The organism is Exiguobacterium sp. LL15 (assembly GCF_024436095.1).
In the GTDB taxonomy this organism is placed as follows: domain Bacteria; phylum Bacillota; class Bacilli; order Exiguobacteriales; family Exiguobacteriaceae; genus Exiguobacterium_A; species Exiguobacterium_A indicum.
In genome coordinates this window covers 1,239,364-1,251,904 of record NZ_JANFNX010000001.1, presented here as the reverse complement: position 1 = coordinate 1,251,904, position 12,541 = coordinate 1,239,364, and the positions used below count along the sequence as shown (strand labels likewise).

At 47.4% G+C, this 12,541-nt stretch carries 17 protein-coding genes; 9 read left to right on the top strand and 8 right to left on the bottom strand.

Annotation, left to right across the window (positions count from 1 at the left end; translation table 11 throughout):
- Position 1 precedes the first annotated feature (1 nt).
- A complete protein-coding gene (locus NOM72_RS06295; protein ID WP_023468384.1) occupies positions 2-457 on the bottom strand; it encodes a hypothetical protein in 456 nt (151 codons plus the stop codon).
- A complete protein-coding gene (locus NOM72_RS06290) occupies positions 454-948 on the bottom strand; it encodes an RNA polymerase sigma factor (protein WP_035397238.1) in 495 nt (164 codons plus the stop codon). Before NOM72_RS06290 ends, NOM72_RS06295 begins: the two co-directional genes overlap by 4 nt.
- A 138-nt stretch (positions 949-1,086) precedes the next feature.
- Between NOM72_RS06290 and NOM72_RS06285 the strand changes: the two genes are divergently transcribed.
- The 3 genes from NOM72_RS06285 to NOM72_RS06275 are packed head-to-tail and all read left to right on the top strand — an operon-like array spanning position 1,087 to position 2,863.
- Entirely contained in the window at positions 1,087-2,112 is a 1,026-nt protein-coding gene (locus NOM72_RS06285; protein ID WP_305120358.1) for a serine hydrolase domain-containing protein, read from the top strand.
- A complete protein-coding gene (locus NOM72_RS06280) occupies positions 2,109-2,519 on the top strand; it encodes a TIR domain-containing protein (RefSeq protein ID WP_023468387.1) in 411 nt (136 codons plus the stop codon). Before NOM72_RS06285 ends, NOM72_RS06280 begins: the two co-directional genes overlap by 4 nt.
- Positions 2,516-2,863: an AAA family ATPase gene (locus tag NOM72_RS06275; protein ID WP_255998261.1), complete on the top strand. Its 348-nt coding sequence runs from the start codon at positions 2,516-2,518 to the stop codon at positions 2,861-2,863. Before NOM72_RS06280 ends, NOM72_RS06275 begins: the two co-directional genes overlap by 4 nt.
- Here the strand turns inward: NOM72_RS06275 and NOM72_RS06270 are convergent.
- A complete protein-coding gene (locus NOM72_RS06270) occupies positions 2,843-3,115 on the bottom strand; it encodes a hypothetical protein (protein WP_255998259.1) in 273 nt (90 codons plus the stop codon). The genes NOM72_RS06275 and NOM72_RS06270 overlap by 21 nt on opposite strands.
- Before the next feature lie 61 nt (positions 3,116-3,176).
- On the opposite strand from NOM72_RS06270, the gene NOM72_RS06265 reads away from it, so the two are divergent.
- Genes NOM72_RS06265 through NOM72_RS06250 form a run of 4 tightly spaced genes read left to right on the top strand, consistent with a single transcriptional unit; the run spans position 3,177 to position 5,847 of the window.
- Complete coding sequence (locus NOM72_RS06265) at positions 3,177-3,983, top strand: phosphotransferase (protein ID WP_255998257.1); 807 nt, start codon at positions 3,177-3,179, stop codon at positions 3,981-3,983.
- Between the two features lie 38 nt (positions 3,984-4,021).
- Positions 4,022-4,453 carry a hypothetical protein gene (locus tag NOM72_RS06260; RefSeq protein WP_255998255.1) on the top strand — a complete coding sequence of 144 codons (432 nt, stop codon included), beginning with the start codon at positions 4,022-4,024 and terminating at the stop codon, positions 4,451-4,453.
- A 50-nt stretch (positions 4,454-4,503) separates the two neighbouring features.
- On the top strand, positions 4,504-5,487 hold the full coding sequence (locus tag NOM72_RS06255) for a DUF2268 domain-containing putative Zn-dependent protease (protein WP_255998253.1): 984 nt from the start codon (positions 4,504-4,506) through the stop codon (positions 5,485-5,487).
- 9 nt (positions 5,488-5,496) lie between these two features.
- Complete coding sequence (locus tag NOM72_RS06250; protein ID WP_255998251.1) at positions 5,497-5,847, top strand: hypothetical protein; 351 nt, start codon at positions 5,497-5,499, stop codon at positions 5,845-5,847.
- Between the two features lie 357 nt (positions 5,848-6,204).
- On the opposite strand, the gene NOM72_RS06245 is transcribed toward NOM72_RS06250, so the two are convergent.
- From NOM72_RS06245 to NOM72_RS06225, 5 genes are read right to left on the bottom strand one after another with little or no spacing between them, the layout of a single operon-like run.
- Positions 6,205-7,515: a HAMP domain-containing sensor histidine kinase gene (locus NOM72_RS06245; protein ID WP_055968244.1), complete on the bottom strand. Its 1,311-nt coding sequence runs from the start codon at positions 7,513-7,515 to the stop codon at positions 6,205-6,207.
- Complete coding sequence (locus tag NOM72_RS06240; protein WP_255998248.1) at positions 7,512-8,183, bottom strand: response regulator transcription factor; 672 nt, start codon at positions 8,181-8,183, stop codon at positions 7,512-7,514. Before NOM72_RS06240 ends, NOM72_RS06245 begins: the two co-directional genes overlap by 4 nt.
- Positions 8,184-8,199: 16 nt before the next feature.
- Positions 8,200-9,345, bottom strand: coding sequence for an ABC transporter permease (locus NOM72_RS06235; RefSeq protein WP_255998246.1), 1,146 nt, complete (start codon positions 9,343-9,345; stop codon positions 8,200-8,202).
- Entirely contained in the window at positions 9,342-10,019 is a 678-nt protein-coding gene (locus tag NOM72_RS06230) for an ABC transporter ATP-binding protein (RefSeq protein WP_255998244.1), read from the bottom strand. The genes NOM72_RS06235 and NOM72_RS06230 overlap by 4 nt, the downstream gene beginning before the upstream one ends.
- Entirely contained in the window at positions 10,019-10,876 is an 858-nt protein-coding gene (locus NOM72_RS06225; RefSeq protein ID WP_255998242.1) for an efflux RND transporter periplasmic adaptor subunit, read from the bottom strand. The genes NOM72_RS06230 and NOM72_RS06225 overlap by 1 nt, the downstream gene beginning before the upstream one ends.
- Positions 10,877-11,044: 168 nt before the next feature.
- Between NOM72_RS06225 and NOM72_RS06220 the strand changes: the two genes are divergently transcribed.
- Positions 11,045-11,740 (top strand): ABC transporter ATP-binding protein, encoded by a 696-nt coding sequence (locus NOM72_RS06220; protein ID WP_023468400.1) that lies wholly within the window; start codon positions 11,045-11,047, stop codon positions 11,738-11,740.
- A gap of 27 nt (positions 11,741-11,767) precedes the next feature.
- Positions 11,768-12,541 carry a hypothetical protein gene (locus NOM72_RS06215; protein WP_255998240.1) on the top strand — a complete coding sequence of 258 codons (774 nt, stop codon included), beginning with the start codon at positions 11,768-11,770 and terminating at the stop codon, positions 12,539-12,541.

Below are 12,541 nucleotides of genomic sequence, written 5' to 3'. Positions count from 1 at the left end.
TCTACTGTTCTGGTGACAGAATCATCACCCGTTCTCTTCCCTCTTCCTGACCAACGACCAGCACGTGCTCAGATACCGGATCATCCTTGATTTGATAGACGGTAAACGCATCGAGGTTCGACGCAAAATCAGATGTGTCCTGTTCCAGTTGCGTATCGGTCAAGACATCATCCGTGACGCCGAGTCGCTTCCCTTTCAGCTGTTGCCAGTCTAAATTCGTCATCTCTTTTGATACTTTGTAAAACTGTTCATCATAATACATGCCGACCCTCATCGATTGCGATGATTGTTCGGGAACGGTCTCATGCAAGGAACTAAAGCCGATGATCGTCAGACCTGCAGCAAGGCAAACAGCTTGTACCGAGCGCCGGCGCCGTTTCGCTTTGCGGATACCTTGGATTGTCCGTTGCCTGACAGATGACGGTACATCGATCAAGATTTTTGGCTCGTGATTCATAGACTCATCCCCTTCTGTCGTCGTACTTTCTCGAGTGCGCGGTACAACGTGCTTTTGATCGTACTCAGTGGCACATTGAATGCTTGCGCAATCTCTTGCAATGACAAATCTTCTTCATACCGGAAGTAGACGATTGATCGCTCGGTCGGCTCGAGGACATCCAGTAAATCGTCCAAGTACAAGCGATCGACGAGACGCTCTTCAAACGAAGTCGTTTGACTCGGTTCGATCGCGAGCGGCTGAAACGACGCTCGATGTTGCTGGAAAGCGCAATTCATCGTGATGCGCGTCAACCACGTCTTAAAATACGAAGCATCCCGTAAACTCTTTCGCCCACGCCATGCCCGGTACGCGACCTCTTGGACGTTCTCAAGCGCTGCCGCCTCCTCTTTCAGATAAATGAAGGAAATACGGTACACATAGTCTTCTTCTGCGAATAAAGCTGCTTCAAAAGCAGCGTCGGATAATGCTGTACCTGACTTTCGAAACACATCGGCATCCTCCTTTTTGGCAATCACTCCCCTATTAGATACGCAACACGTTTAAAAAGTTTCATTTTTTTCAAATTTTTCTTATAATTCCCTTTTCTTGCATGAATGAATTCGATAGGATGGGAAGCAGAGAGGGTGATGAACGTGTACAAGAAACTCATTGCTTTACCGGAGCTTACGCATCTCGAAGGGGCGGTCTCCATCCACCAGAAAGGTGAACAAATCTTTAGCCATGCTAACGGATTCGCACATCGAGGCTACCGCGCATCGAATACAGAAACGACACGATTCGGAATTGCCTCAGGTGCGAAACTCTTCACGGCGGTCGCTATCTTACGGTTAGTCGAGGAAGGAAAGGTTACACTCGACGAACGCGTCGCGCCGATTCTACCGGACATAGGAATCGTTCTAGACGGTGTGACCATACATCATCTGTTAACCCATACGTCAGGCATCGGTGATTATTTTGATGAAGCGACGATGACCGACTTCGAGGAGGTCTTTCAAGATTTCCCGATGTACTGTTTGCGTCGTCCCATCGATTTTTTACCGTTGTTTAAAGGTCAAAAAAGACTGTTCACTGCAGGCGAACGTTTTCATTACAACAATGCGGGATACATCCTGCTCGGTCTCGTGATCGAACAATTGACGAAACAACCCTTCGCGGATTACGTGACGAACGAATTATTCGCTCGGGCGCAAATGACACAGTCTGGTTACTTCCGACTCGATTCGCTACCGGCAGATACAGCCATCGGTCACATCGAGAATGAAGACGGAACGTGGCGAACGAATCACTATGCGTTACCGATCATTGGCGGACCTGATGGCGGCGCCTTCCTCACAGCATCAGACATGGAACGTTTCTGGCGAAGCCTTCTGACGCATCAGTTGCTGTCCGAATCGATGACCACGCAACTGTTTCATCCCCACGTCAAAGTCAAAGATGTTGCGTCTTATGGTTACGGCGTCTGGCTGAAACGACTCGATGCCTCGCACGAGAAGTGGCACATCATGGGTTACGACCCGGGTGTCAGCTTTCATTCCGCCTATTATCCACAATCGGAAACGATCGTCACCGTCTTATCGAATACGTCTGACGGAGCCTACGCGCTCGTTCAGGCCATCGAACTACTTTTACTTGAGAAAGGAATCCATACATGAACCTTTATATCGCTTCTCGCTTTGATCACACGTTGACCGTCCGCTGGCTCCGCGATGAACTCCGCTTGCGTGGACACGATGTAACATACGACTGGACGATGAATGATCGGGCAGAGGATCCTGAAGCATTACGAAAGATTGGTCTTGCTGAATTCGAAGCCGTACAACAAGCGGACGCCTTCGTCCTCGTGTTACCAGCAGGAAAAAGTAGTCACGTCGAACTCGGGATTGCGCTCGCGACGAATCGCCCGATTTACTTATGTATGCCGGATGCGACCTACTTCACCGGACCATTGGCCAGTACGTTTTATCATATCGGACAGACGACCTCTTGCTTCGGAACGAAAGAAGATTGGCTCGCGCAGATTCTCGCTGATCGCTTACCGGAAGAACAACTGACGTCATGAGGACCGTCCTGTTGACGATCGGACCGACCCATGCCGGGAAAACGACGTTCGCACGACAGCTTACTCAACGTCTACCAGCAAGCCTTGTCATCGATCAGGATCTTCAAGCACGCTTTTTGCTCGAACATTATCCGGACCTCGTTCCAACAGAAGGACCGAATCAGATCAAACATGACTTGACGGGATGGTTGATCGAACAGGCAATCACGTCTTCCGTCGAGACGATCATCTTATGTAACGCCAACACCACGCGGATTGGTCGGAAACAATTATTAGATCCATTCTCCCGATCGACGTTCCGCTCGATCCTCGTCTGGTTCGATTTACCCGAAGCCACTTTTTAAAATCGACTGACTCACTCCAAACGCGATGGACGAGAGATTCGTGGCGACTCGTCGTACTACGACATCTATCAGCGGCAACGAATCGAGTCGCCAGTTACAGGTGAAGCGGACAAAATCGTTCGTCTTCGTTCGACGGAAGACGTTGACACATTCCTCGATCATGTCACGAATCCGACGCTTGATGCTCTCTTCGATGCGGTGTCGACTGATTGAAGAACATAATAATCGTGCATAAAGCACCCGCTTCTTCATCAACGCATGCAAAAAGACCAACCGATATGTAACCGATTACAAAAAGAAAGAAGGAACACTCATGTCTGAAGAACAACGATTGACAGGCGGAAATGTCTCCGCTGTCTATCAAAAAGGTGAGCATGTTTATCGCTCACAAAAAGAGAACAGCAACAACGTCCAACGGTTATTATGCCACTTAGAAGCGAAACGCCTATCCGGTGTTCCGCGTTTCGTCGGTATCGACGAACAAAATCGAGAGATCCTGACCTTCCTCCCTGGTGAAACGGCCGATTATCCGCTAAAAGCATACATGTGGCATGACGACGTATTGGACGATGTCGCACGTCTGATGCGCCAGTATCATGACGCGACAGTCGACTTCGACGTCTCACCGGACTGGGCACCGTTGCTCAATACCCCGACTCCACACGAAGTCATCTGCCACAACGATTTTGCCGTCTACAATACGATTTTTCAGGATCAAAAACTGAGTGGCGTGATTGACTTTGACCTCGCAGCACCCGGTCCACGTGCTTGGGATATCGTCTATGCGCTCTATACGTTCGTTCCGCTTAGCAGCAGACGACAAGCACCTGACGAATCCGTTCTTGCTTATTCACCAGAGCAAGATGACACACGTTTCGCCAAGCGAGTGAGTCGGTTCCTTGATGCGTATGGCTATGAAGGACCGCGTTCTGAACTCCTATCCATGTTATTGTTACGCGTCGAAGCCCTCTATCTGTTGATTGATCAAAGAGCAACGAACGGTGATGCTGCCTTCATCAAGATGAAAGAAGAGGGTCACGATACACATTACCGCGCGGAATACCGTTTCATCGCGGAACATGGGGAGAAGTGGTTCATCGATAAATCTTCGATAAAATAATGTTCGACGACATCGATCATCACAAAGGAGTGATTTTTTTGAAGATTATTGATCTCGATTTTTTACTGACGACTGAAGAATATGATCTCGAACTAGATACGATGTCGTTAAAGGCGAACGACCATTACGCGATTGATTTCTATTTTTATGGCGCTGACGAGACATACAAGCTTTTGATTGACGATCCTTCGCGCGATTACTTTTTGATGCGTTTCGAAAAGTACGCCGTTTTCCTAGGAACGTTGCAAGAACATGGCATCATCGACGACAGACTCCAGAATCCTTATCCAGTCGTGAAGTCAAAAGAATCGATCTTGGGAGAGTTCGCTGCGAAGTATATGAAAACGAAGGAAATTTATACGGAACGGGGAGACTTGCACTTATTTGCCATCAGGACACATGAACAGGATTTTTACATTTTATCCTACAGTGATCCAATCATCATTGATCATATGGCGAAAGAGGATTAATTGAACAGCAGATGTTGTTACACCCTAAAAAAGAGGGGGATGAACGTATCTTGAAAAAATTACTGATATTTTTTTTAACTGCTCCCTTTCTGCTTTTATCCGCTTGTACAGAAGAGCAAAAGACATCACAGCCTACTACTCAACTGATGTCAAAGTGTGAAAAAATACAATCCGAATCTATAAAAATTGATGACGAAAGTAAATTGAACATTGTTTTTCTCTATAAACCGTACAAAAAATATCTACAAGCGTCTTTAAAAAACAATGATCCTGAAATAGATAAAAAGAATTATGCGAAGTATGTCTTGAACTATATCGACAAAGTCGGGGAAAAGGAGGAGTTCGCGACAGGCGACTTGAAAGGTTTCCAGATGTTGCAATCAACCGTATACGAACAAGAGCTACTCGATAAAGTCGAGAACTTGATGAAACAGCAGGACAACATTAAAAAAATTATCCAAAAAAAATACATCGCTTCACATAAGATCCTTCCCAAAAAGAAAAGTACCATTTTTATCGCTCCCATTAATCCTGAATCCTCTTTCGATATCCAGCCGATGAAAGGTGTTACAGGAGCCGCCTATAAAGACGCATTCGTTCTCTACCTGGATCCAAACTACGATCAAGACGTCTTAGCATATACGACGGCACATGAATATCATCACTTAGTCCTCATGGATACACCCGATTTTAGTTTAAATACGACTCTTAATTCCGTCATTGTCGAAGGAAAGGCTGATGCCTTTGCCGAGCGAATCGTCAAAGACGTTTCCATTCCTTGGAATGTTGATATGGATGAAGCAACAAAGAAACATGTCGTGCATCTCGTCAACAGCCATGAAGTATCACAACTCGACTTCGTTGTAGGTAACGAACAAAAAGAGATTCCTCGCTGGAGTAACTACATGTTAGGGCGTGATATCCTCAATCATTATTTTGAGTTGCATCCAGATCAGTCCATTGCTGACTGGACCTATACGAATCAAACAGATATCTTAAAAGGATACAAGTATCAAAAGATTCTTGAGCAATGAGGTGTTTTCATGAAATACACATGTCCCGTCTGTGGATATAACCGAATGGACGACGTTGCTTATTATGAAAATGGTGACGCCTCGTTCGAAATTTGTTTTTGTTGCGGCTTTCAGTTCGGAGTAGACGATGATGTCGAAATCGAGGATGGTATCTTCTTATCAATAAGTGAAGCACACGACTTGTATCGTGCGAACTGGCTCAAGGACGGTGCTAAAATCTTTAGTGATTATGCCTTTGAGCGTGCTCAAGCACAAGGTGAACCTTTAGCGCGAACAGTACTGGAAAGTCAATTACAAAATCTAAAAGTCATAACGAAAGAATCAAACACAAAAATTATGGTAGCTAAGAGGGATATGTGATGTTGATTCAAATAATCGGTATCTTTTCAATAATCTTTATACTTGGTTTAATTTTTACAAACCATCCATTGAAAAGAATCATTGTCATTTTATTCGCAAGTTCTATCATTATTTTCGTTGCACGTATTTTAACGACACAACAATCGATTGCAGAAGCGTTTTTTAATTCATTTGGCTTTTTAACACTTTTAGCATTCGTGATAGTCATTATTCACTTCTATAAGAAGCAGTCCATCAAAAAAAAGTAGTCCATAACATGAAATCAAAGACCTTCACGACTACAATCAAAAAAAGCAATAAAGCGCGGAATTTCACGAGAGTCTCGTGTAAGTCCGCGCTCCTTTTCGTCTGTCATCATTAACGCGTCTCGTGCGCCGTTAACGTAACGGTCACGATTGCGCCTTGCTCCGACTGATTCCTAATCGTCAACTCACCGTCATGTAAATCAATGATTCGTTTAACGATCGATAATCCAAGACCATGTCCTTCATTCGCTCGTGATTGTTCGCCCTGATAAAAGCGATCAAACACGTACGGTAAATCCTGTTCTGCGATTCCCGGTCCTTCATCGCGGATCGTGACACGAATGTTCTCTCCTTCACTTAAGGTCACTTCTAACACTCCCGACCCTGGCGAAAACCGAATCGCGTTCTCAAGCAGATTCAGCCAGACGTGCTGCATCAGTTCCTCTTCCCACTCGACGGACATTTCTGGTAAATCAAGCTTCAGTCGAAGTGATTTCTCCGTCCACTGCTGTTCCAGTAGTAAAAGACATGTCCGAAGTTGTTCATCAAGGCGATACCGTTTCCGCTCGATGATCGTCTGATGATCAAGTCGCGACAAGCGGACGAGATTCGACGTCAAGCGTGATAGACGGGTGCTCTCTTGCTCCATGATCGTCAAGTACTGCTGCCGTTTATCCGAGTTTTCTTCTGTCAGTAACAACCTAGAAAATCCTTGAATCGAAGCAATCGGTGTCTTCAGCTCATGCGAGATCGAAGCGACGAGATCCTTTGCGAGATGGTCGTTTCGTCGCAGTGCTTCAGTCATGTGGTTGAAGTTTTCAACGAGGAGCGCGACCTCATCATTTCCACCTTCCTTGATCGAGACATCATAGTTCCCGTTCGTCACTTCAATCGCCGCTTCACTGATGCTACGAATCCGTCGTGTCACGAGCGTGACGGCAAGCCAGGTCAGGATGAAGGCGACGCCGATCGTGATGACGATACCGATTCCAGCTGACGTTCGTAATCCGTCAAGGATGCGTTGTCCGGCAATCGGTGTCGAGACGAGATATCCTGTCTCCGTTTGGCGAATGTATTGCGACGGTTCGAGCCACGTTCCATCGATCGTGATTTCACCCTTTTGCTGTAACTGGTCACGTTCTGACGACGATAATGATTGTACTTGATTGAGCGACGTGTATTGTGTCGTTTGAATTAAAGACTGATCCATATACTGACTCGCCTCAGCGAACGACAGGCTTTGGTCTTGCATCAATCGTTCAATCTGATCCGTTCGTTGTTGCAATTGATTATTTAGGTCTTGATCGACTTCTTGGAACTGGAACCAGACCGTCATGATGAACGGTAATAGCAGTGGTAGTAACAATAAACCGAAGAGGATGACGAAAAAGCGACCAGAGATCGAGCGGACGAAGCGTTTCACTGGATCACTCCCTTATAACCGAGTCCCCAGACCGTCTCGATCGTAAAATCATCATAGGCGCTGAACTTGTCACGCAACCGCTTGATGTGGACATCGACCGTCCGACTGTCGCTCTCGGCATCATATCCCCAAATCTCGTCCATCAATTGCTGACGCGTAAAAATCTGCTTCGGATGTGCGAGCAAGCGATAGAGCAGTTGAAACTCCTTTTGTGGTAACGGTATCTCACCATGAGGCGTTACGACCGTTGCGTCCGTCATTCGTAGTTGCAGGGCGCCGACGATTAATTCTTGCGCTGCTACGATCTTTGACCGGCGTAACAGCGCTCGGATCCGCAGTAACAGTTCGTCCAAATCAACCGGCTTGACCATATAATCATCGGCACCGGTCGTGAACCCGGCTTCCTTATCCTGAAAGGAATCCAGCACCGTCAACATCAAGACAGGTTGTTCGTATCCTGATTCACGCAGCAGCTCAACCAGTTCGATCCCTGAAACGTGCGGCATCATCACATCCGTTACGACGAGATCGACGTGTTGTTGATCCAGTTGATCGAGTGCGTCTTTCCCGTCTCTCGATTCAATCACCGTAAAGCCGGCGGACCGGAGTGTCTCGCCTAGTAACAGACGGACATTCCGGTCATCTTCGGCAATCAAAATCGTTACCATCGTCCTCCTCCTTCACTTAAACATTTCGTAAGGCTTCAATCGGATTCAAACGAGATGCCTTTCGCGCTGGCATATAACCGAACAAGACGCCGACACCGATCGAGAATCCGGCGGCAAGCAGAATCGTGCTCACGGAGAGTGTGAACGGTGTACTGATCATCAGACTGACGCCAAATGCGAGCATCGCTCCGACAAGAATCCCCATCACTCCACCCATCAAGGACAGTAGAATCGATTCCAAGAGGAACTGAAGGCGGATCGTACGTGGTTTCGCACCGAGTGCTTTTCGTAAGCCAATCTCCGTCGTTCGTTCCGTGACCGAGACGAGCATCATGTTCATGATGCCGATCCCGCCGACGATCAAGGAAATCGACGCAATACCTGTCAACAAGAGCGAGAGCATCGTATTGATTTGGTCAATCGAATCGAGGGCTTCATCCAAGCTGACGACGTCATACGTATCGTCGCGTCCGTTATAGAACTGGTACAGCTTTGCCGTGACATCCCGTTTGACGGTCGCGACGTCAGCTGCGTCCGTCTTGAAGATATCCACTTGCTTAACGGCTGTCACTCCAAGCGTCCGCAAGGCCGTCGTATAGGGAATGACGATTTGGTCGTTATCCGCGTCGCTGATACCGACGATCCGGTAATCGAGTCCATCAAGCTTGATCGTCTTACCGATCGCGACCTGACCCGGATAGAGCGTCCGGGCGACGGACGGACTGACGACGGCGACATGCGTCTGTTGTGTCACATCACTGATGACGATGCCACGTCCTTGCGGGACATCTTCAGATTCCCGGTAATAGATGTGATTTCGCCCTTCGATCGTCACCTGGTCGAGTATATGATTTTCGACACGGAGGTCCCGGACCGTCGAGACGGTCGGTGAGACACCGCGTGTTCCTTTAATCGTGTTTAACTCTTCCAGTTGTGCAGGTGATAATCCTTCTTTCAACGGCGTCTCTGTCGTTTGGACCGTTAATTTATTGGCACCGAACGACGCGACCTCTTCATTGATTGAGGCCGTCGCACCGTTGACGATCGAAATCAAGGCGATGATCGATGCGACACCGATGATGACACCAAGCGTCGTCAAGAACGACCGCATCTTATGATGCCAGATATTCGACCATGCCATCCGTAACGTTTCGCGAATCATGTCGTCACCTCCGTCACCTGACCATCCTCGATCCGGATGATCCGGCGGGCTTGCTTAGCAATATTGATATCGTGTGTGATCATGATGATCGTCTTCCCTTCCTCCGAGAGGCTCTCGAACAACTCCATGATTTGTTTCCCTGTCTTTTGATCGAGTGCTCCGGTCGGCTCATCGGCGAGTAAGGTCGTCGGTCGCGTCACGAGCGCCCGGGCAATCGCAACCCGTTGTTGTTGACCACCGGACAGTTGACTCGGTAAGGCATCGGCTTTATCTGTCAATCCGACACGTTCCAGGAGCTCAAGCGATCGCGCGCGGCGCTCTTTGCGTGAGACGCCGGCATAGATGAGCGGTAATTCGACGTTTTGTAGGACGCTCATGCGCGGTAGCAACTGAAACTGTTGAAAGATGAAGCCAATCTCTTCATTGCGGATCGTCGCTAGCTGATCTTCGGATAGATCGTGGACGAGCTGCTCCTGCAAGCGATAGACGCCGCTTGAAGCGACATCGAGGCACCCGATGATGTTCATCAGCGTTGATTTTCCTGAACCCGAAGGTCCGAGGATCGTCACATATTCACCAGCCTCGATCGTTAGCGATACTCGATCGAGGACGATGTGACGATTGGTTCCTTCGCCATAAGCTTTTTGAATTTCATGCAAGTCAACGACCGGCATCAGGATGCACCTCCTGGTGGAGTCGGAAGAAGACCGGAAGCACCGTCCTCACTCGGCAGGAAGACCTCGTCTCCGGCAGACAATCCGTCCTTGATTTCAATATCCTGTCCGTCCGTCACGCCCGTCTTGATGTATTGACGTGTCGTTTCTCCGTCTTTTTTCATATACACATACGGACGATCCGACTTCGAATACGAAATGACATCGAGCGATAAGACAGGTACATCTTGTGCGAGTTGATACGGTAAGCGTCCCTCGACCGTCATGCCGGGTAACCAGTTTGACGAGCTCGGTACCGACACCTTTGCATTGAAATACGTACTTCCATTTTCCGTCACAGCTTCTGGACTAATCGATTCGACCTTCCCGTTGATGGTTTTGTCAGATGCATCCGTCTGTAGTTCAATCGTATCTTCAACTTCAATCCGTTCGATATCTTGTTCATCAATTTTCAAACGAGCGATCAACTCTTTGTTGTCTGCAACAACGAAGAGGACAGTATTCGGGGCATAAACTTCGCCTTCCGTGACGTCAAGACGAACGAGTTGTCCGGAGCGAGGTGCCTTGAAATCTTCTCCTCCTTCGACGCTGACGATCGTTTGACCCGACTTAACGGTATCTCCTTCTTCAAATCGAACGTCGGTGACACGGACATCACGATCACTGATGACCGTCTGTCGATCTTTCGCTTCAAGCGTGCCTGAGAAGTAGAAGAATGTTTTTAATGTCTTCGACTCGACGACCTCCTTCGTTCCTTGTGCCTCTCCTCGTCCTAAAAAGAGCGTGGAACCGATTAACAGGAGTACCAGGATAACCCCTCCACTGATCCATAACCATTTCTTGCGTGTTCGTTTCATGTTAAATGCCTCCCTTGATTGGTGTTAATCCGATCATAGGGAGAAGTTATGAACCAACTATGAACAAATGTTAAAAAAGCGGTTGGATCAGAAATAAAAACGCAATAGACAAAATTTTCTAAAAATAATACACTAAACATAACCAAATTATGTAAAAGGAGTGGTCATATGGATATTACCTTTCAAGATATTTCGCATACATTCGAACGAAGCGGTGTCCGGACCGATGTCTTGCATCAACTAAACGGTCAGTTTTCACAAAGTGAGGTGACGGCACTCGTCGGTCCATCCGGTTCTGGAAAATCAACGTTCCTGAGTCTCCTTGGTTCGCTTGATCGTCCGACGTCCGGTCAAATCCTCTATGACGGGCAGGACATCACGTCTTGGAAGAACAAACGGTTATCGCAATTCCGCTCGCAAGAGATCGGCTTCATCTTCCAGCAGTTTCACTTATTACCGGCACTGACGGTGTCTGAGAACTTAAAGGTCGCCTTGTTAAAGCAAAAGACCTCCTTCAATCAAGAGGAGCGGATTCTCGAGCTGCTCGAACGGGTTGGACTCGACGATAAACGGAATGCTTTACCGGCTCAATTATCCGGTGGACAACAACAACGGGTCGCGATCGCCCGTGCCCTGCTTCATCATCCGCAATGGATTCTCGCGGACGAGCCGACCGGTAATCTCGATTCCGTGACCGGTGACGCAATCTTCGAGTTGTTACTAGAGCTGCATCGTGAAGCCAAATGTGGCGTTTTATTTGTCACACATGACCTAGAACTCGCCGAACGTGCTGACCGGATTCTCTTCATGCAGGATGGACGAATCGTTGAAGACCGCCGGAAGCGTACGGTGCAAAGTGTCTAAGTATTGTTAATGAGGAGGTGTCTCGCGTTGCACACGTTTCGTGCCAAATTAATCACGAGCTTTATCGGCTCACTTGTCGTTTTTCTGTTGCTGTCGGTATCGACGCAGTCCGCGTATGAAGCGTTTCGGAATGCAGACTTCTCGGAACAGGAGACGACGATCGTACGAGATTGTAATCATGATGACTTATCAAAACTTATTTTCAAAAAAAATAGTTGTACACTCGATAACACAATCGACGAAAATTCTGAAGGTGAAATTTTAGGTATAAGTACAGGTAAAACGGAAAAAGTGGATGGAACAGCACGTGGAAAAGCCAATGCTACCAAGTCGCCAGGCTTTTTGGAATCAGCAGAAGAAAAGGCAGGCTCTAGTTTTTCGATCATCCTTCTCTTGTTGCTTTTTGTCGGAAGTTTCATCATTTATTTTGTAATCAAAAAACGAAAGCGACTCACAGGAAAACATACCTTAGAGAGTGCGGAGGATACGCAAGATCAATCAAATTTTTCTTTCAAGTATAAAACTTCTTCTACAATCACTCAGTCGATACCTACTCCTCCTATCGAATCACTGCGCCTGATGCTGTTTGATTTTAACCAACGATTACCACGTGCCCTCAAGCGGCGAAGTCATGAGTCGTTGACAGACTGGACGGAGCGCATTCATCTGGTGACGCCACTCTCTCCTTACTTCGTCACCCGCTACGCAGCGCAAGCAGAAGTAGAAGCACTCGATGCACAAGCGATTCACCATTTCGAACAAGATCTTACACATTATTTAAAGACGCAAATCTCCCAATAA

Coding starts and splice junctions, on each gene's coding strand:
- NOM72_RS06230 (WP_255998244.1), bottom strand. CDS start 10,019: ATGCCGGTCGTTGACTTGCATGAAATTCAAAAAGCTTATGGCGAAGGA.
- NOM72_RS06270 (WP_255998259.1), bottom strand. CDS start 3,115: ATGAAGAAGCGGGTGCTTTATGCACGATTATTATGTTCTTCAATCAGT.
- NOM72_RS06225 (WP_255998242.1), bottom strand. CDS start 10,876: ATGAAACGAACACGCAAGAAATGGTTATGGATCAGTGGAGGGGTTATC.
- NOM72_RS06275 (WP_255998261.1), top strand. CDS start 2,516: ATGAGGACCGTCCTGTTGACGATCGGACCGACCCATGCCGGGAAAACG.
- NOM72_RS06220 (WP_023468400.1), top strand. CDS start 11,045: ATGGATATTACCTTTCAAGATATTTCGCATACATTCGAACGAAGCGGT.
- NOM72_RS06240 (WP_255998248.1), bottom strand. CDS start 8,183: ATGGTAACGATTTTGATTGCCGAAGATGACCGGAATGTCCGTCTGTTA.
- NOM72_RS06235 (WP_255998246.1), bottom strand. CDS start 9,345: ATGATTCGCGAAACGTTACGGATGGCATGGTCGAATATCTGGCATCAT.
- NOM72_RS06285 (WP_305120358.1), top strand. CDS start 1,087: ATGAACGTGTACAAGAAACTCATTGCTTTACCGGAGCTTACGCATCTC.
- NOM72_RS06295 (WP_023468384.1), bottom strand. CDS start 457: ATGAATCACGAGCCAAAAATCTTGATCGATGTACCGTCATCTGTCAGG.
- NOM72_RS06280 (WP_023468387.1), top strand. CDS start 2,109: ATGAACCTTTATATCGCTTCTCGCTTTGATCACACGTTGACCGTCCGC.
- NOM72_RS06265 (WP_255998257.1), top strand. CDS start 3,177: ATGTCTGAAGAACAACGATTGACAGGCGGAAATGTCTCCGCTGTCTAT.
- NOM72_RS06250 (WP_255998251.1), top strand. CDS start 5,497: ATGAAATACACATGTCCCGTCTGTGGATATAACCGAATGGACGACGTT.